17 protein-coding genes are annotated in these 19,499 nt (G+C 56.3%); 14 read left to right on the top strand and 3 right to left on the bottom strand.

Translation table 11 applies throughout. The annotated features are described in order from the left end of the window. Positions 1–88: 88 nt before the first annotated feature. From MYS68_RS21225 to MYS68_RS21205, 5 genes are all read left to right on the top strand, one after another. Positions 89–2,749, top strand: coding sequence for an exo-rhamnogalacturonan lyase family protein (locus MYS68_RS21225; protein ID WP_420852234.1), 2,661 nt, complete (start codon positions 89–91; stop codon positions 2,747–2,749). A 65-nt stretch (positions 2,750–2,814) separates the two neighbouring features. Further along, positions 2,815–3,495, top strand: coding sequence for a DUF1961 family protein (locus MYS68_RS21220; protein ID WP_248927762.1), 681 nt, complete (start codon positions 2,815–2,817; stop codon positions 3,493–3,495). Between the two features lie 223 nt (positions 3,496–3,718). Then, positions 3,719–4,801, top strand: a complete 1,083-nt coding sequence (locus tag MYS68_RS21215; protein WP_248927761.1) for a Gfo/Idh/MocA family protein — start codon at positions 3,719–3,721, stop codon at positions 4,799–4,801. 224 nt (positions 4,802–5,025) lie between these two features. Then, positions 5,026–5,484: a chemotaxis protein CheX gene (locus tag MYS68_RS21210; protein ID WP_248927760.1), complete on the top strand. Its 459-nt coding sequence runs from the start codon at positions 5,026–5,028 to the stop codon at positions 5,482–5,484. 102 nt (positions 5,485–5,586) lie between these two features. Continuing rightward, entirely contained in the window at positions 5,587–6,363 is a 777-nt protein-coding gene (locus tag MYS68_RS21205; RefSeq protein ID WP_248927759.1) for an SDR family NAD(P)-dependent oxidoreductase, read from the top strand. 334 nt (positions 6,364–6,697) lie between these two features. Here MYS68_RS21205 and MYS68_RS21200 read toward each other — a convergent pair whose 3' ends face one another. After that, complete coding sequence (locus MYS68_RS21200) at positions 6,698–6,937, bottom strand: YkuS family protein (protein ID WP_248927758.1); 240 nt, start codon at positions 6,935–6,937, stop codon at positions 6,698–6,700. 77 nt (positions 6,938–7,014) lie between these two features. Beyond that, the gene (locus MYS68_RS21195) at positions 7,015–7,284 is read right to left on the bottom strand and encodes a DUF2573 family protein (protein ID WP_248927757.1); all 270 of its coding nucleotides are present in this window, start codon (positions 7,282–7,284) and stop codon (positions 7,015–7,017) included. Between the two features lie 121 nt (positions 7,285–7,405). Between MYS68_RS21195 and MYS68_RS21190 the strand changes: the two genes are divergently transcribed. From MYS68_RS21190 to MYS68_RS21170, 5 genes are all read left to right on the top strand, one after another. After that, the gene (locus MYS68_RS21190) at positions 7,406–8,248 is read left to right on the top strand and encodes an alpha/beta hydrolase family protein (protein ID WP_248927756.1); all 843 of its coding nucleotides are present in this window, start codon (positions 7,406–7,408) and stop codon (positions 8,246–8,248) included. A gap of 143 nt (positions 8,249–8,391) precedes the next feature. Continuing rightward, positions 8,392–8,970 (top strand): RNA polymerase sigma factor, encoded by a 579-nt coding sequence (locus tag MYS68_RS21185; RefSeq protein WP_248927755.1) that lies wholly within the window; start codon positions 8,392–8,394, stop codon positions 8,968–8,970. Positions 8,971–9,075: 105 nt separating this feature from the next. Continuing rightward, on the top strand, positions 9,076–10,470 hold the full coding sequence (locus MYS68_RS21180) for a DEAD/DEAH box helicase (RefSeq protein WP_248927754.1): 1,395 nt from the start codon (positions 9,076–9,078) through the stop codon (positions 10,468–10,470). A 1,046-nt stretch (positions 10,471–11,516) separates the two neighbouring features. Then, complete coding sequence (locus tag MYS68_RS21175) at positions 11,517–12,062, top strand: hypothetical protein (protein ID WP_248927753.1); 546 nt, start codon at positions 11,517–11,519, stop codon at positions 12,060–12,062. Positions 12,063–12,102: 40 nt separating this feature from the next. Further along, positions 12,103–12,687 carry a Uma2 family endonuclease gene (locus MYS68_RS21170; protein WP_248927752.1) on the top strand — a complete coding sequence of 195 codons (585 nt, stop codon included), beginning with the start codon at positions 12,103–12,105 and terminating at the stop codon, positions 12,685–12,687. A gap of 144 nt (positions 12,688–12,831) precedes the next feature. On the opposite strand, the gene MYS68_RS21165 is transcribed toward MYS68_RS21170, so the two are convergent. Beyond that, the gene (locus MYS68_RS21165) at positions 12,832–14,472 is read right to left on the bottom strand and encodes an FAD-dependent oxidoreductase (RefSeq protein WP_248927751.1); all 1,641 of its coding nucleotides are present in this window, start codon (positions 14,470–14,472) and stop codon (positions 12,832–12,834) included. 204 nt (positions 14,473–14,676) lie between these two features. Here MYS68_RS21165 and MYS68_RS21160 point away from each other — a divergent pair, with 204 nt between their 5' ends. The 4 genes from MYS68_RS21160 to ilvA all read left to right on the top strand — a co-directional run bounded on the left by MYS68_RS21160 (position 14,677) and on the right by ilvA (position 19,232). Continuing rightward, positions 14,677–15,891 carry an S-layer homology domain-containing protein gene (locus MYS68_RS21160; protein ID WP_248927750.1) on the top strand — a complete coding sequence of 405 codons (1,215 nt, stop codon included), beginning with the start codon at positions 14,677–14,679 and terminating at the stop codon, positions 15,889–15,891. Between the two features lie 179 nt (positions 15,892–16,070). Then, complete coding sequence (locus tag MYS68_RS21155) at positions 16,071–17,000, top strand: aldo/keto reductase (protein WP_248927749.1); 930 nt, start codon at positions 16,071–16,073, stop codon at positions 16,998–17,000. A 143-nt stretch (positions 17,001–17,143) separates the two neighbouring features. Further along, positions 17,144–17,887, top strand: a complete 744-nt coding sequence (locus tag MYS68_RS21150) for an HpcH/HpaI aldolase family protein (protein WP_248927748.1) — start codon at positions 17,144–17,146, stop codon at positions 17,885–17,887. A 91-nt stretch (positions 17,888–17,978) separates the two neighbouring features. Continuing rightward, entirely contained in the window at positions 17,979–19,232 is a 1,254-nt protein-coding gene (gene ilvA / locus MYS68_RS21145; protein ID WP_248927747.1) for a threonine ammonia-lyase IlvA, read from the top strand. Positions 19,233–19,499 lie beyond the last annotated feature (267 nt).

Raw genomic sequence — 19,499 nt, 5'->3', positions numbered from 1 at the left:
TGCTGGGGGTGATACGGCCGGATCGGCGCAGCCGATAATATTGAACGATTGCGCGAGCGGGCCGTACATTCCATATGACGTTTGGGAGATGACGATTTTGACGGAGACATCATTCGTTAAGCTGGCTTGGCTCGGAAATAAGGCAACACTTCCCGTCGGCGTAACCTGGGGAATCCCGTGGAAGGAAGGCGAGCTTCGGCGGGATGAGCCGATTGCATTGGCCGACGCTGCGGGCAGACAGGTGCCGGTGCAAAGCTGGCCGACCGCCTATTGGCCGGACGGCAGCGTGAAATGGAGCGCCCATGCGGCGGTGCTGCCGGGCAGCGGTGTCGATGGGGCAATGGCGGCGGTGACCCCGGGAGGCGATACGGGTGCGGCGGCGGCACCGATACTGTCGCAGGACAAACGCGAAGCGGCGTTTACGGCGGCGAAAGGCCGGCCGGCCTCTCCGGCACTGTCCGTATCCGTCCGCGAAACGGACGAATATATCGAAGTGAACACCGGCGCTATCATATGCCGATTGGGCAAGCAAGGCGACGCGGTCATCCGCGCGATATACCGCGGAGAAGAGCTCGCCTGCTCCGGCGGCAAGCTTGTTTGCATCCGCGAGGAGCAGCTAAGCGGCGAAGGCGGCCGCATATACAAAGAGCAGGATTTCGTCGGCAGCGTCACGAGGGCGGTTGTCGAGCAGAGCGGCCCGATACGTGTCGTAATCAAGGTGGAGGGGCGGCACAAGGCGGTTAAAGGGAGCAGAATGTGGCTGCCGTTTACGCTGCGGTTTTATTTTTACGCCGGGCTCGAATCATTACGGGTCGTTCACACGTTTGTATACGACGGCAACCCGCATCAGGATGCCGTCAAAGGGCTCGGCATGACGTTTTCGCTCCCGATGAGCGGACCTCTGTACAACCGGCATGTGCGTTTCGCCGGAGATACCGGCTTTTTCAGCGAATCGCCGAAGCATCTGATGACGTTCCGCACGAACGGCAAATACGAGGAGCTGTTCCGCAAGCAGACCGCGGGGGAGCTCATCGAATTTGATCCTCAGGAGGACGAGCGATTCATCGGGCTGCTCGAGGATGCCGCCGTATGGGACGACTTCAAGCTGATCCAAAGCGCCCCCGACTATTACGAAATCGCGAAGCGGACGCAGGAAACGTGCTGCTGGTTAAAGTCGGCCAGCGGAAACCGCTCGCCGGGCATCGCTTATGCAGGGGGAGAAAACGGTGGCATCGCGATCGGCGTTCGCAACTTTTGGCGGAAATACCCGTCGTCGCTTGAGCTGAAGCATATGTCGCGGGATACGGCGGAGGCGACGGTATGGTTCTGGTCGCCGGACGGGCGGGCGATGGATTTGCGGCATTACGATACGAAGACGCATCTCTTGTCCTCGTACGAAGGCTTTGACGAGATGCGCAGTACACCTTACGGCGTCGCCAATACGAGCGAGTTCACGCTGTGGAGCTTTGCACAGACGCCGAGCCGCGAGACGTTAAAAGCGCTCGCCGAGACTGCGGACGCGCCGCCGCTGCTCGTCTGCGAGCCGGAGCATTACTACGACGTCAAAGCGTTCGGCATCTGGAGCTTGCCGGACCGCAGCACCGCCGTCCGTGCGAATCTGGAGGACAGGCTTGACGCGATCGTCGACTTTTACAAAAAGGAAATCGAGCTGCGCAAATGGTACGGATTCTGGGACTACGGCGACTTCATGCACAGCTACGACCCGACCCGCCACGTATGGCGCTACGACGTCGGCGGCTGCGCCTGGCAAAACACCGAGCTTGCGCCGAACATGTGGCTCTGGTACATGTTCCTGCGCTCGGGGCGCGAGGACGTATTCCGGCTCGCCGAAGCGATGACCCGGCATACGAGCGAGGTCGACGTGTACCATATCGGCGAATACGCCGGACTCGGCTCCCGCCACAACGTCGTTCATTGGGGCTGCGGCTGCAAGGAGGCGCGGATCGGCATGGCCGGCCTGCACCGGTATTACTACTACTTGACGGCGGACGAGCGCATCGGCGATATCATGAACGAGGTCGTCGATTCCGATTTCACGACGGTACATCTCGATCCGATGCGGTCCTATTATCCGAAGGACGAGTTCCCGACCCACGCGCGCATCGGTCCGGACTGGGCGGCGTTCAGCTCCAACTGGATGACCCGCTGGGAACGGTTCGAGGATGCTCAGTACCGGGACAAGCTGCTGACCGGCATCGGCGATATCAAAAACATGCCGTTTAAGCTTTTGACCGGCCCTGTCTGCGGCTACGATCCGAAAACCGGCAGACTGATGCATTTCGGGGACGATAATTGGGGACGGCATTTGGCGATCTGCATGGGCGGGCCGCAAGTATGGTTCGAGCTGGCCGGCATGCTGAAGGATCCCGAGTGGGAGGACATGATGGCCGAGTTCGGCGAGTTTTATTTGCTGCCCCAGGAGGTCAAGGCGGAAAAAACCGGCGGCGCCATTTCCAAATGGGACTGGGGCCACCCGGTGCTGGCGGCAGGGATTATCGCGTATGGAGCGAGCCGCAGAAACAACCGGGAGCTGGCCCGGCAAGTATGGGACATTCTGCTGCAAGAGCCGACGCTTGGGGCTATCGGCGCACCGGAGCAGATCGACGGACTGCAGTATGTCCGGCCGGTTCAGGAAATTCGGAGCGTGAGCACGAACATCGCTTCACAATGGTCGCTGAACACGATTCTCAGCCTGGAGCTGCTGAAGGACTCGCTTCCGGAGAGCTGAAGGGCGCCTCAGCCTCACTGTGACTGAAGGAAACAACGGGCTTTATAGAAAGGAGTGAAACGGGAATGACAGATGCTGCCAAGCGCGAATTGATCTATGAAAGTCCGCTTGCATCGCCGGCGGACATTGCCGATTTTCGCCTGGAGGGGCAGGCTGCCTTTACATTTCCGCTTGGCCGCCTGCGCATGGAAAATCTGGGCGATCCGAAAGAGGGGCAAAAATCCAACTTCGTCTTATGGTGCCCGGTGGAGTTCCCCGCCGATATTTCGGTGGAGTGGGATTTTTGGCCGATACGCGAGCCGGGATTGTGCATTTTGTTTTTTGCCGCGGCGGGACGAGAAGGGCAGGACTTGTTCGATCCGGCGCTGGCCCCGAGGACCGGGGAGTACGATCTGTACCATCACGGCGACATCAATGCCTTTCACGTCTCTTACTTCCGCCGCCGGTACCCGGAAGAGAGAGCGTTCCACACGTGCAACTTGCGCAAAAGCTACGGCTTCCACATGGTCGCGCAGGGAGCGGATCCGATCCCTCCCGTCGCCGATGCGGCCGGCCCTTACCGGATCCGGCTCGACAAGCTGGACGGGCGCGTGACGTTTTCCGTAAACGGGCTAACCGTGTTCGACTGGCGGGACGACGGCGAAAGTTTCGGCCCGCTGCTCCGCGGCGGTAAAATCGGCTTCCGGCAAATGGCGCCGCTGATGGCGGAATATGCCAATCTTAGGGTGTATAAGCTTAAAAAATAAGTATACTCCATAGATAAAAGTATCCTTTTCCGGATGCTTTTTTCTTTTGGACTTGCATGTATTGATCCAATCGCAACATAGGCAGCCTTTCCGGGGGCACAACGTGATGTCGCAATTTCTTACCTTCCGGCGTCGTGAATTTGGATTTTGCGGCGCCCGGCCGCATGGTAGACTAAAGCTGAATTTGACTGCTTAATCAATGCTGATTCTGGGAGGTTTTCACATGTCAAACCAAGTCAAGGTCGCCGTGATCGGCTGCGGCGGCATCGCAAACGGCAAACATTTGCCCAGCTTGTCCAAGCTGCCCCATGTAGAGATCGTCGCTTTTTGCGACATCGTGCCTGAGAAAGCCCGCGAGGCGGCGGAAACGTACGGTGCGCCGGATGCCAAAGTATACGCGGATTACCGCGAGCTGCTGAAGGACGGCGGCTTCGAAGTCGTGCACGTGTGCACGCCGAACGATTCGCATGCGGAGATTACGATCGCCGCGCTGGAGGCAGGCAACCACGTGATGTGCGAGAAGCCGATGGCCAAGACGGCGGCAGACGCCCGCGCCATGGTCGAAGCCGCCAAACGCACAGGCAAGAAGCTGACCATCGGCTACAACAACCGTTTCCGCCCGGACAGCCAATATTTGAAAAAGGTATGCGAAAACGGCGATTTGGGCGAAATCTATTATGCCAAAGCCCATGCGATCCGCCGCCGCGCCGTGCCGACTTGGGGCGTTTTCCTCGACGAAGAGAAGCAGGGCGGGGGGCCGCTCATCGATATCGGGACGCACGCGCTCGATTTGACCCTTTGGATGATGGACAACTACGAGCCGAAAATGGTTTTGGGCACGGCCTACCACAAGCTGTCCCAAAGGGAAAATGCGGCGAACGCTTGGGGACCGTGGGATCCGGCCCAATTTACCGTCGAGGACTCCGCATTCGGCATGATAGTCATGAAAAACGGCGCAACGATCATGCTTGAATCGAGCTGGGCGCTGAACACGCTGCAGACCGGCGAAGCGAAATGCACGTTGTGCGGCACGGAAGGTGGCGCCGACATGCAGGACGGCTTAAGGATCAACGGGGAAAACCACAGCCGGCTGTATATGAATCAAATCCAGCTTGACGCCAAAGGCGTCGATTTCTACGACGGCAAGCAGGAAAAAGCGCAGGATGTGGAAATCCGCTTGTGGATCGACGCGGTAATCAACGATACTCAGCCTGTCGTCACGCCGGAGCAAGCCTGCGTCGTATCGGAAATTTTGGAAGCGATCTACGAATCGGCAAAAACCGGAAAAGCGATCCATTTCGAATAAACATGCATAGTAACCCTCCGTTCGGCGATACGCTGCGATAAGATTTCTTGCTGCAAGTTGGCGGATCATCCATCGTGCAAATTTGCCGGACGGGGGGATTTCTATGAACGCTTAAATTCGACAGAAAATGATATACTTGCCCTGCAAAATTCGATATAATAATCCCCGAAGACTCGCCCGGCATCATTCATTCGAACTAATGCGGAAAAGGGGAACGGTAACGTATGAGAGCGGAATACATCAACCCGTTTTTGGAATCGGCGAGAATTGTCATTGAACAAGTGGCTAACGTGCGGCCTGCCGCCGGGGAGCTCGGGGTTAAAGACGTGAAATACGTCGAAAAATACATATGGATTCAGATCGGGATTACCGGCCAAATGCAAGGGGATATCGTGTTCGGCCTTCACGAGGAGGTTGCCCTTAAAATGGTATCCGCGATGATGGGCGGATTTGTCATTACCGAAATGGACGAGATGAGCAAAAGCGCGATATCCGAGCTGGGCAACATGATCAGCGGCAACGCCAGCACCATGCTGTTCAACCAAGGGGTGCGCGTCGATATTACGCCGCCCAAAGTCATGCATTCCGCAAGCTCGGCCGGCTTCGCGCCGAAGAAGGCTCTGACGATCCCGCTCATTATGGACGGCATCGGCGAGTTGGATATACAGGTGCTCATTGCTTGAGGCCAAGAACGGCAGGTATCATACGGGAAACGCGGGCGGAGGACCTTATTTCCAAGGTTGTCCGTTTTTTTTAAATTACGTTGCCGGGGAGGAAAATGCGCTATGAAACTGGAGGGAAGCATCGTCGTCATCACGGGCGCGTCGAGTGGAATCGGCGCGCTGGCGGCCGAACTTCTTGCGAGGCGCGGGGCGGTCCCGATCTTGATGGCCCGGTCGGCTGCAAAGCTGCAGGACATAGCGGGCCGGATCGAAGGGCGGTGCGAATGGCACGTGCTCGATGTGACGGATGCCGCCGAGGTGGACCGCGTGATGCGGGAAGTCGTCGCGAGACACGGCCGCATCGACATTTTAATCAACAACGCCGGTTACGGGGTGTTCGACCGCTTCGTAGATGCGCCTCTGGAAGAGTTCGCGAGCATGATGGACGTCAATTACATGGGAACGGTGCGCTGCACGAAAGCGGTGCTTCCGCATATGCTGAAGGCGGGCCGCGGGCATATCCTCAATGTGGCCTCCATGGCGGGCAAGATCGGATCGGCGAAGTCTTCCGGCTATTCCGCCACCAAGCATGCGGTGCTGGGACTCACGAATTGCCTGCGCCAGGAGCTCGTCGGCACGGGAGTATCGATTTCCGCGATCAATCCGGGACCTGTGGATACGCCTTTCTTCGACAAGGCGGACCCGTCGGGAACGTACGTTAACAATATCAAGTGGTTTATGCTGAAGCCGGAAGAGGTAGCGCGACGTGCGGTGGACGCGATCGAGCGAAATGTGCCGGAAGTGAACATCCCGTTCATGGCGAGCTTCGGCGTCAAGCTGTATCAGCTGTTTCCGCGGCTTTTCGACGGCATCGCGTACCGGCTGCTGAACAAGAAATGAGGCGCAAGTGGAAAAAGACACAAACCATGAAGTGGCTGCCAGCAAAGAGAAAACCACCGTTTAAAGGTTAGCGCCCTACGGTGGTTTTCGTGCAAATACTCGATATTTCGCGCGCCGTGGCTGGTTCACCGCTTGTCGTGGGAGACCGTGTTAGCCGCACGGTCTCTTTTTGCGCGCTTGTTGGTTCCAATATAACGTGTTGTAGGCGATCCTGGCAACGTGCCAGAAGCGTAAACTTTAGCGTAATACAGCGAAGTGACCGATGTCATAACCTCCTCGGCAATCGGGAGCATCCTTAGATAGGCGTACTCGCAATTTCCGGGAGGGTTTTGGGTCAGTGCACCCGATTCGCTCTCTGCTTGACCTGCTGCACGACCTCGTCGTCGGTCAAGCCGTCGGCGTTGATGACGGACGCCTTCGTTGCCGTTTCCGCCATGCCCATCATGTTTTTGTCCTGACCGGAAATGACGCAGCAATCGGCATTCGCCAAGTTGTCCATGGAGACGATCTCGCAGCCGCTGTTTTGCAGCGCCTCCTTCAAGTGGCTCAGGCTGTTTTCCACCGCTACTTTCATCGTTGTCACCTCTTTCCCTTATAAGACGTATTAAATACTGGCTTATTTTGGGTAGGAGACCGGAAAAATATTCAGGTTTAAGGCTGCGCGGGTTGTTCGTTTTTGGAGCGGGCTTTGTGCTCCTGATTCAAATCGCGGATTTCCTCGAAAAGTCGGCGCATTTCCGCCCTTGCTTCGGGGTGGCTTTGATTCCAATGGCTCGCGAGAGCCGGCATCGATTTATGGATGTGGTTGTAAACGGACCATATTTTTATTTTCTCGATCATCTCCGGAGACGTATCGCCGACGAGAAGCTCGGCGAACTTTTCCACAAGCGCTTCGAACGGTTGTTCCAGCTCATTTTTCATAGGTATCCCACCTTTAGGATCATAATAAATGGTGTTTGCCGCATGCCGCTGTTCACAGTCTACCGCACGGGACGGTGGGTGTCAAAAAACGGATTTCACGCGGGAGGCTCTGATCGGATTCATGAACACACTGGCCATACGGAATGGAGATATTTTGGAAAAAAACGAACTGAAATGCGCTGCGAAAGATGTTTTGCTTTATTTGGTCACGTATGTCAGCGAAGGTTTGAAAGTCAAAGGATACCTCGTCGTGCCGAAGGAACACGTTCCGTGCCCCGGATTGGTCTACTGCCGAGGCGGCATTCGCCGGGTCGGCATGGTGCGGAAGCGGCGGATCATTTCGATGGCGCGGCGAGGTTATGTGGTGTTTGCGCCTTTTTACCGCGGCAATGAAGGAGGGGAGGGACACGAAGATTTCGGCGGCGACGACAGGTACGATGTATGCCATGCGATCGGGCTTGTCCAATCGCTGCCGGAGGTCACTCCCGGTCCCGTACCGCTTATCGGTTTTTCCCGAGGCGGCCTGATGGCGCTTCTTGCGGCCAAGGAATGCGATCAGGCGGGGCCTGTCGTCGTTTGGGGCGGGGTCAGCGATTTGCTTGAGACGTACGAGGAGCGGGTCGATTTACGCCGCATGCTGAAAAGAGTGGTCGGCCATCCTCGCAAGCAGGCGGAGGAATACGTCAGCCGTTCCCCGGTATATTGGGCGGAGGCGATCCGCGTTCCGGTTATGATCGTGCACGGCACGAGCGACGCTCAAGTGAACGTCCGGCAGGCGCACAAGCTGGCGGAAGCTTTGGAGAAGGCGGGCAAAGACTATACGATGGAGCTGTATGACCGGCTGCCGCACCGTTTTCCGCGGGAGGACGACGAACAGGCGCTTAATGCGGTGTTTGCCTGGATTACCCGCAAGCTCATGGAAACGGGCGGCACCGTGCAAGAGCCAAAAACGGATGTACCGTGAAAAATGTGGTATATTTCACAGAATGAACATTTTTCCTGACAAAACGCTTTAATTCCAAAATTTGTATTGATTCCCTCCTTCCAAATGCCATAATATGGAGTTAACGACAGGGTTGGTACGTTCAACGACGCGGGAGGGCGTTTATGTCGGAGCTGTTCATGCTGTTGTTTGCAGAATCTTTTTCCAACCTGGAGCAACCGATACAAGCGGAAATTTACCGGCGGTTTCACCGGCTCGTTTACGGGCTCGTCCTGTTTATTGCGAGGGATCATTCGGCGGCGGAAGATATCGTGCAGGAATCGTTTTTGAAGGTGCTGGAGAAAGCGCCGCGGCAGACGGAGGTTCATCGGACCGAGCAATGGCTCAAGGCCGTTGCCCGCAATACGACCTACAATTATTTGCGCAAGTGGAAAAGGAGCAGGGACGAGCTTTTTCCGGATGAGTTGTTTTGGGTATCCGACGCAGCCTTATACCGGTCGCTTGCCGTGCTGCATACCGAGCAGGCCGTCGAGCTCAAGATGCTGAAGGAAGCGATTGTCCGGTATATCGGCCAGATGAAGCCGGAATACCGAAGGCCGCTTGAACTGCGCTGGATGGCCAGCTTATCCTACAAGGAAATGGCGCAGCAGCTGAACGTGAGCGAAAATGTCGTCCGGCAGCGGCTTTACCGGGCCCGGGAAACGGTCCGGAAACGGCTGCGGCAGGACTGGGGGATCTGGTAACCGGCGCCTGCGGCGCATCCCACTTGCGGCCGGTCTTGGCGGCTGTTATGATGCTTAAGAAGAAACGATCCATGTTTTCCATCATCTTACGAAATGAGGGTTTCCATGAATCCCGGTTTTGAACAGCTGCAAATCCAACCGTTTTACATAAAAAAATTGCAGGCGGCAGGCATCAGCGAGCCGACGCCGATCCAGCAGACGGCGATTCCCGCCGTTTTGGCAGGCAAGGATGTGATTGCCCAGTCGCAAACGGGGACGGGCAAGACGCTCGCTTACGTGCTGCCGCTGCTGCACAAAATCGACCCGCAGGAGAAAAAGCTGCAGGCGGTCATTTTGGTGCCGACACGTGAGCTTGGCATGCAAATCATGCATGAATTGGAGCGGCTGACGAAGGACAGCGGCATCGCCGCACAAGCGCTGATCGGCGGCGCAGCCATTCAGCGGCAGATCGATAAGCTGAAGCTGCATCCGCATATCGTCGTCGGCACGCCCGGGCGTATTCTGGAGCTGCTGAAGCTGCGCAAGCTTTCGATGCATTACGTCCGTTCCGTCGTCGTGGATGAGGTCGATCAGGTATTCGATCTCGGGGCGATGAACGAAGTGGAGGCTGTGCTGAAGAGCATGCTGCGCGACCGGCAAATTTTGTTTTTCTCCGCGACGATGCCGGAGTCCGTTACCGCGGCGGCGGAGCGCTGGATGCGCGATCCGGAAACGATCAGCGTGAATCCGGGACAGCGCACGTCGGAAACGCTCGAGCATCTGTACTTCGTCTGTGAGGAGCGGGATAAAATCGATACGCTGCGGCGGCTCGTGCGGCTGTACAATCCGCCGGCGGCGATCGTCTTCATCAACGATGTGGACGATATCGGCAATGTGCTGGAGAAGATGCGCTACGTCGGTTTGTCGATTGAGGCGCTCTACGCCGACGCCGGCAAAGTCGAGCGCGCCAAGGCGATGAACGCGTTCCGCGACGGCCGCTTCCAGCTGCTGCTCGCCACCGACGTGGCGGCGCGCGGCCTCGACATCCCGGGCGTGACGCACGTAATCAACTTCGATCCGCCGATCGACGCCGATCATTACGTGCACCGCGCCGGGCGGACCGGGCGGATGGGCCGGCGGGGGACGGCCATCTCGATTGTGACGCCGAAGGAGGAGTTCATCCTCGGCAAGTTCGAGAAGGCGCTCGGCATCCGCATCGAGCGCAAGGCGATGTACGCCGGGAAGGTCGTCGACCCGGCGGCGCAGCGGCCCGCCGCGGCGAAGAAGCGCGGCGGCGCAGGCACTGCCGCGCGCGTATCCGGCTTCGCGCCGGCGGAGCCCGGTACGCCGCCTGCGCGCCGCGGGGCGGCGGCAGCTCCCGGCGTCCGGCCGGCCGCAGCGGCCAAGTCTTCTCCGCCGCCTGCGAATAAGGCGGCGGAGAAGACGGCGAAGCAGCGCGAGCGCGACCGCAAAAGCAAGGGCGCGCCGCGCTGGCTGAAAGAAAAGCCAAACAAGCCGTGAGCCGTCACGGCTTGTTTGGCTTCAGGGCCCGGCCCGCCGCGGCCGCGGTGCGGGGGGCGGTCGCCTCCTCCGGTCATGGGGCCTGGCACCCGCCGTGCAGCCCGCAGCGCGCAGCCTGGAGAGGCGCGCGTTGGGGATCGTTGCCGGGTTAAGCGTCAAATGAGGTACGTTTGCATGACGGCGGTACCTCGCAATCATGCCGTTGGAGCTCGATGCTGCATAATCACAAAAACTGTGCTTATCGCGAACAAATCTTACGAACGGAAACGGATAATCTCCATAACTTGTATTATTTTGGGTAGATACCCTTTTATTTGGCCAAACCGCTCGCAATTATACAACTTTTTGGGACTATTTCTGCTGGAACAACGTGGCGGGGGCCCCATAATACAACAAATTGCGCTTATTCGCACACAACCGGCAACATCCGTCACTTGCAGTACTTTCTAACGCACATCGTAACGCCAGTCACTTCCCGAACTTCCGCAGCATCTGCTCACCCATACGCCTTCCAGCAACCTCGCAGCGTGGCCATTTCCCGAACTTCCACTACACTCGCAGCATCTGCTCATCCATGCAACTTCCGTCTACCTCGTAACGTCAGTCACTTCCCGGACCTCCGCAGCATCTGCCATCCCTACAGCTTCAACACCCCCGTAACGCCAGTCACTACCCGAACTTTCCACTTCACTCGCAGATTTGCCCATCCCTGCACCTTCTAACACCACTCGCAACGACATCTATCTTCGAATCTTTAACTAACATTGCAACTTTTGCCCCTCTCGAATCTTCTACCGCCTTCTTCCTTTCAACAGCCTGCGCTTCCATGGCGGCCAATCGTTTTCCAACAGCCTCACAGTCACCAGTCAACCCGTCCGCCGTCAATTCCAGCTCCTCTCATAATTTGCTCGTACTCCTTCAATTCCGCTTCCCTTCACAATTTAACTCGTCTACTGCCGGAGGCAAGCCTCAATATTGTCTGCACATAAGGCAATGCAGTACACTAGGGACAAGGAACGTTTTGAAACGGGGAGAGGGAGAGCGCCGTGTTCAGGTTGTTGAAAGGCATCATCGCGTTGGGGATTTGTCTGGCTGTAGCGGCGGCGGGAGCGGTCATGTACGTGCAACCGGATGAGCATTTGGATTTGTCCTACTCCGATATTTCCTGGGGAGACAAGGTGAAGGAGATGGTCATGTCCCGGCGGCTTCGCGTCGAAATGACCGAGGAGGATATCAACCAGATTTTGAAAAAAACGCTGTCCGAAAAACCGGACATTTCCGATCGTCTTCGCATTACCGGAGCGCAAAGCCATCTGTCCGGCAACGAGCTGACCGTCGATATCAACGCTCTGTTCAACGGATATTGGCAGGTGGGAGGCAAGCTTTACTTTACGCTGTCGTGGAGCGACCCTTACTTGACGGCGACGCATACCCGCACCGAAATCAAGCGGGCGACGATTCCGAGCGAATGGCTGCAGCTGGCGCCGATTCAAATCAATGTAGGGGAGCAGGTGCCGAGGCCGTTCGCGGTTCGTTCGTTTGATTTTACCGGCTCTTCGATGCTTGTGACATTACGGTTTTCAAGAGGTTAATGGTATAATGGAATCACCAATAAAGGCGAGGTGAACTGTAATGAGCATGGGGATGCCATCGGACAAACCGTATTATACGTATGGAGATTATTTGCAGTGGCCGGAGGGAATTCGGGTGGAATTGATTGACGGCAAGGTATACAATATGTCCCCGGGGCCGAACAGGATACATCAGGAGATATTTGGAACTTTGTTTAACGCATTTTTCAATTACCTGAAAGACAAACCGTGCAAAGTATATGCCGCTCCCTTCGATGTTCGGCTCCCGAAAAGCAGCGAAACGTCCGACGAGGACATCAAAACGGTCGTCCAGCCCGACATTACCGTCATCTGCGATCACTCCAAGCTCGACGACAAAGGCTGCAAAGGAGCTCCCGATCTGATCGTCGAAATCGTCTCGCCGACCAGCCTTAAAACGGATGTGAAGACGAAGCTGACGCTGTACGAAAAACACGGCGTGCGCGAATATTGGATCGTCTATCCGTCGGACAAATCGGTCGTCGTCTACCGGCTCCAGCCGGACGGTAACTATGTGCTGGCCGATGCCTATGCCAGGGACGAGCAAATGCCGGTCGGCATTTTCGACGATTTTACCATCGACTTGAAGGAGATTTTTGCAGACTGACCGTCCGGTGGAAAATACCTCACCGTCGCCCTTCAAAATAACAAGCCCGCGAGCAGCGCTTGAAACCAAGCGAAGCTCACGGGCTTTATTTTTATCCATGAAAAGACGAGCAGCTCATTGTTGTAAATATCGGATGATGCGCTCCTACTTCTTCCTCTTGTTCACGTATGACGGGTACGTGATTTCCCCGCTGTCCAGCTTGGCGATTTCGTCCTGCGTCCAGCCGGCGATTTTATTATGGCCGGTCACACCGGTCAGCTTGATCTTGTATTTGCTGGCCAGGTAGCTGTTCAACGCCGGCATATCGGCTTCCTTCAGCTCGCGCAGCTTTTTCTTGCCCTGCAGCTGCCCGAGCAAAATGCCGATCGTCTCCGCCGCCAGGCTCGTGTTCGGCTGGATGCGCGCGCTGCCGTAAGCGATCGCGGAGGAGCCGACGTTTTTCCCGGCTGTAATCACGTTGTCGTAGTTTTTGAGCAGGAAGCTGCGAAGCGGCATGCCGTATTTGTCGGGGCGGCCCATTTCGATGCCCCATTTGTTGGCGCTCGTGCCCTGCAGATCGAGCGGGTATCCGGCGATGCTCACATTATCCCAAAACATGCGGGCTCCGAGCATATCGGAAACCTTGAGCACATAGTCGGTTTCATAATGGTTGTATTCGCGGATATACAAATAGTTCGGATAACCGTTCACTTCGGCTTTTTCCCAGCCGACGAGATTTTTGCGGAAATGCTCGAGAACGAGCGGAATTTCCTTCTTCCCAAGCTCCATCGCTTCGGCGACCGACTTACTGTCGGAAGGGTCGACCGTGTAAACGAGCAGCGCATTGATCAGCACTTCGCCGTCCCGCTGGCTCACCGCATTGAGCCCGCGCAGGAAGACGCGGTCGTTCGACGGCTTGTACTTCTGGGTCATACCGCTTAAGCCCACCGCGAAGCTGTTGTCGACGCCGGCCCAGCCGTATTTGGCGTTTCGCTCCTCCGGCTTCAGGTTGTTCACGTAGCTGCGGAATTTTTCCCAATCCACATTTTTAAACTTCATCATCATGCCGGCGCTCATATATTCGATGTTTTTTTGCCCATAAAAAGCTTCCAGACCCGGCAGGCGCGTCACCTGCAGCTTGCTGAGCAGCGCGGCGTAATCGGTATTATCGACCCAGTAAGAAGAGACCAGCCTCTTCTTGGCCCCGTCTTTGCCGGTGTAGACGATCGATTCGACCGCATGGGGGCCGAAGGCGCCCGGAACTTGCTTGATTTCCTCGATATGTATGCCGGATTCGACCGGAATGTCCTTTTTCAGCTTGTCAAAATATTGCTGGAACTCCGGGAGCTTGCGGATTTTGCCTGCACGGAATCCGTCGAACAGCTCCTTCACGCGTCCCTGGGACATCGAATGGCCCTGCTCATCGCGCACTTCGTCGAGAAACAGCATCTCGCCTTGCAGCACCTGTCCGCCGAACGCTTCCCTCGGGTCGATGATTTTGACCTTCAGCCCTTCGTCCGCGGCCGCTCTGGCCAAATAAAGCCCTTCGAGCTCGCTGCCGATCACCGCCACGTCGACGGTTTCCGCCGGAATTTGCGGCTCCGGGGCAGGTTTGCTTGCCGCCGGCTTGTCCCCGGCTTCTGCGCCGGCGGAAGCACCTGTGGCGGATGGCTGCGGACCTTCGCCGGCTGTCCGGCTCTTATTTTGAAACTGGATAGTGGAATACACCGCCGCCGCCACAATGAGCCCCAGAACCGCCAGCCCGATGGACAGCTTCTTCCACGCAACCGCTTTGAAAAACTTCATGCCTCGTCTCCTTTGATCCAATAATGGGGGATAAATCTTACATGCTTCCAGTCTAACATCTTTAAAAGTTTTGTTCAAAGAACCCCCCCAAACGTCAAAAGGAAGTCGAACGATGTAACATAAGGCAGCACCTCGCGAGGGTTCTATCCAGCATCACCACACTAACTTTATATCATTTTAACGTAGAGAAGGAGCCCGATGTACATGAAGAACTCTTGGATGAAAAAAGCGGTAGTCAGCAGCTTGGCTTTAACGATGGCCCTTGGCGGCACAACGGCGGCATTTGCCGACGGCAAAGGCAAGGGGCGCGATAAGGATCGCGACGATAAGTTCGAATATAAATTCGACAACAAGAAAAACAGCCTCGCGTTGAAATTGACGTTCGACGACATACAAGGCAAAGACGTCGAATGGGCGCTGAGATACATAGCGAGCCTTGCTTCGAAGCAAGTGTTCGAGGGGTATGAGGACGGTACATTTAAGCCCCGTCAAACGATTTCCCGCATCGAAGCGATTACGGCGGCGGTGCGCCTGATGGGACTGCGCGAGCAAGCCGAGTCGGCCGCGGAAATGAATTCGCAGCTTAATTTTAAGGATGCCGATAAAATCAAATCCAAATATCCTTGGGCGGTCGGCTATGTAGCCGTAGCGCTGGAAAACGACCTGTTCGCAGAGTCGGACAGCGAGGTTCAGCCGGATAAGCCGGCGGATCGTTTGTGGGCGACGACACTGCTCGTGAAAGCGCTCAAGCTGCAAAACGAAGCGAAGGCGAAAATGAACACGACGCTCAGCTTCAAGGATGCCGACAAAATCCCGGCCGGCTCCGTCGGTTACGTGGCGCTTGCTATCGAAAGAAAGCTGATTGACGGTTACGAGGACAATACGTTCCGTCCGAACCAGCCGGTAACCCGCGCCGAGCTCGCCGCTCTGCTCGATCGTACGGGCACGCAGCTGCCGGGCAGCGGCAACAGCTTTAACGTGACCGGCACGGTAGCCTCCGCGGTTTCGGGCAGCACGCTGAGCATTACGAAGGACGGCCAGACACAGCAGCTGACGATCGATCCGAACGCCTTCATTTTCCGGGGCGGCATCAAAGTTAATCCCGGCGATCTGAAGGTGGGCGATGAAGTGCGTCTCAACCTGTATGACGGCAGAGTCGTCTTTGTGGAAGTTACCGAACAGGCGGACCAGAATGCGGAAATTACGGTAAGCGGCACGCTCAACAGCTACACGCTGAATTCCAGCGGCAAAATCGCGACCGTCTCCATCAATCAGACCGTGAACGATACGGTGCGGACGGACGTATACAATACGGCTTCCAATTTTACGATCAATGGCGATCTTTCCCTGCTTACGAACGGACGCGCCATCGATTTGAAAATCAGCAACCAGTTGGTTACAAACATCATCATCAAATAAATGACTGCAACCGTCGAAGGTTCGTCAAGCTCGCCGCTTCAGCCGGCACTGACGAATCTTCGTCTTTTTTTGTCGAAACTTAATATATTCCTTTGTTTCTCTTGAGCGGTTCCAAACGTTGGGATAAACTGGATTTGGCAATACATTTTTCGAACAAAACGGCGAGGAGGAACGGGGACATGCTTTATCGCAGCTTCGGCACCATGGGCTGGAACGTTTCGGCTATCGGGCTCGGCACCTGGAATATCGGCAACCAGTGGGGAGAAATCGACGACGCTGCCGCTTACGCAACGATTCGGGCGTCGCTGGATCACGGCGTCAATCTGTTCGATACCGCGGAATCTTACGGCATCCCTAACGGTTTATCCGAACAGCGTCTCGGCAAAGCGCTCGCGGGCGAACGCCACAGAAGCTACATCGTTTCGAAAATCGGCCATTTCGGCAAAAGGACCGGACAAGGGGTGCCGCTGACGACGCCTGATATGATCCGTTTGTGCGCGCACGCTTCACTGCACCGGCTGCGGACCGATTGGATCGACGTGATGCTTTGTCATGTCGGCGACATCGAAGATCCGACGGTATTTCTGGAAGGCTTTGAAATTTTGAAAAAAGACGGGGAAATCCGCGAATACGGCATTTCGACGGGCAATCTCGAGGTGCTGAAGAGGTTTAACGCGAACGGCACCTGCCGCGTCGTCGAAGTCGACTACTCCTTGCTCAACCGGGAGCCGGAGGCGGAGTTTTTGCCGTATTGCCAGCAGCATCGAATCGCCGTTCTCGTGCGCGGTCCGCTTGCGATGGGGCTGCTTTCCGGCAGCTACTCGGCCGACACCGTGTTTACCGACAGCGTTCGCGTCCGCTGGAACGAGGACGGGCCGGAACGGCAGCAGTTCGAGCGGCGAATCCGCAAGCTGGAGCAGGTGAAGCGGGCTGCCCGCGAAGATGAGGATCTGCCGACCGCTGCGCTTCGTTTCGTCATCTCGCATCCAATCGCTCCCGTAGCGATCCCCGGCGCCAAGTCGCCTCAGCAGGCGGCAGCCAATGCGAAAGCCGGCGAGCAGCTGATGACACAAGAGCAATTGGAACGTTTCGGCCTCGCTTCGTCATAAGCAAATGACACCCGGTCCGGTAAAGCGGCTTGCCGCAGACCGGACTATTTTTCATGCGGAAGGAAGGATTGCAGCCGCGCAAACAGAATATGTTAGGATGCACAAGTCTGCAGGAATGCGACTTCAAGGGAGGACACGAAACTATGGCTAATCCGATCAAACAAATGATGGCAGAGGGCAAAACGGCGGTGGGCAGCTTTATCGGCATTTATTCGCCTTCCTTGGCGGAAATGCTCGGACACTCCGGCTTCGATTTCGTGGTGATCGACAACGAACACGGCTCTTACAGCTGGGGCGAGGTGGAAAATATGATCCGTGCCTGCGAGCTTGCGGGGACGACGCCGATCGTGCGGATTGTGAACTCCACGCAGAGCGAAATTTTGAAAGCGCTGGACCGGGGAGCGAAAGGCATCCATGTGCCGCAAATCAATACGGGCGCGGAAGCGAGAGCGGTCGTGGAGGCGGCGAAATTTCCTCCGCACGGTACGCGGGGTGTGGCCTATTCGGTGCGCGCAGCCAAATACGGCTTGAACAAAGGGTCTTCCTACCTGCAGGGCAGCAATGACGATGTGCTTGTATGCGTTCACATCGAAACGCCGCAGGCCGTCGAAAATGTGGACGAGATTATGACGAGCGGCATCGATCTGGCGTTTATCGGCCCGACCGACTTGTCCGTCAGCGCGGGTTATCCGGACAATCCGGACCATCCGGAGCTGGAGGCGATGAGAAACCGGGTGCTCGAGTCCGGGAGAAAACACGGCATTCCCGTCGGCATCTTGTCCACCGACCGCGCCGGATTGGACCGGTTCCGGAACTGGGGCGCCAGCTACGTAGGGATCAATTTCACGTCCATGCTGTATTCGGCTTTTACATCGATTACCCGTTAATCGCCGTTCAAGGAAATAAATCTTGATGTCCTCCGCAGTGCGTGTATAATAGTTCTATTATACTTTTTTCGGATAAGCGGAGGATAAGACCATGAGCGCATCAATCGTAAAATTGGACGATATCGTGTTGGCCAGCCATTTGCTGAAGGATGTGGTCAGCCATACGCCTTTGCAAAAAAACTTCATTCTGTCGGACCGCTACGGCTGCAACGTATATTTGAAACGGGAGGACCTGCAGGTTGTCCGCTCCTTTAAAATCCGCGGCGCATACAATTTGATCCGCAGCTTGCCCGAGGAGCAGCTTCAGCGGGGAGTCGTATGCGCCAGCGCCGGCAACCATGCTCAAGGTGTGGCCTACTCGTGCAATAATCTGAAGATTTCCGGCAAAATTTTTATGCCAGCGACAACGCCCCGGCAAAAAATTTCGCAAGTGAAGCTGTTCGGCGGCTCTTATGCGGAAGTGATTTTAACCGGCGACACGTTCGACGATTCGCTTCGGGAGGCCGTGCAGTACTGTGAAAAACACGGGATGCAGTTCATTCACCCGTTCGACGACCCGAAAATTATCGCCGGTCAAGGTACCGTCGGCATGGAGCTGATGAACGATATGCGCGAGCCGGTCGATTTCGTCTTCATGGGAATCGGCGGTGGGGGACTGGCGGCAGGCGTCGGCACTTACGTGAAGTCGGTCAGCCCCTCCACGAAGGTGATCGGGGTCGAAGGAACGGGAGCCCCTTCCATGAGCAAGGCATTCGAGCAGCAAGCGGTCGTCACGCTGGAGGAGATCGACAAATTCGTCGACGGCACGGCGGTCAAGCGGGTCGGCGAGCTGACGTTCGAGACGTGCAAAACCGTCGTCGATGACATCGTGCTCGTGCCGGAAGGCAAGGTGTGTACGACGATCCTCGAGCTGTATAACGAAAATGCGATCGTCGCCGAGCCGGCCGGAGCGCTGCCGATCACCGCGCTTGATTTTTACCGGGAGCAGATCGCCGGGAAAAATGTCGTCTGCATCATTAGCGGCGGCAACAACGATATCGACCGGATGCAGGAGATCAAGGAGCGCTCGCTGATCTACGAAGGGCTCAAGCATTACTTCACCGTCGAGTTCCCGCAGCGGGCGGGTGCTCTTCGCGAGTTTTTGGACGAGGTGCTCGGCCCGAACGACGACATCACCCGGTTCGAGTATACGAAGAAGACAAGCAAGGAGAACGGGCCCGCGCTGGTCGGCATCGAGCTGAAGCAAAAGGAAGATTACGGTCCGCTGCTGGAGCGGATGAACCGCAAGGGCATCCGGTATGTGGAGATCAATAAAGATCCGCATCTGTTTAATTTGCTGATCTAAACAGTCCGATTTCAAGTATGCGGGCAGATTAACGGTTGCTGATGAGCTTATTTGGCTCAAAAACGTCATTTTTAAAACGTAACGGTTGTGGCGGAGCTTAATTCTCATTTTACACCCCTCAACACGAGGAAAGTTCACAAATAACCACTCTGGCAACCGTTACCGTTCGGAATTACCCATTTGTCCGACTATAAGCTCACCTGCAACCGTTACGCCATGTTTCGAATAAGCCGTAACCGACGGCTGCATCATGTAAATGTTTTGTGT

It is taken from the genome of Paenibacillus hamazuiensis (assembly GCF_023276405.1).
GTDB lineage: Bacteria > Bacillota > Bacilli > Paenibacillales > NBRC-103111 > Paenibacillus_AF > Paenibacillus_AF hamazuiensis.
Note: the sequence above shows the minus strand (reverse complement) of the source record. Positions and strands in the feature narration are given on the sequence as shown.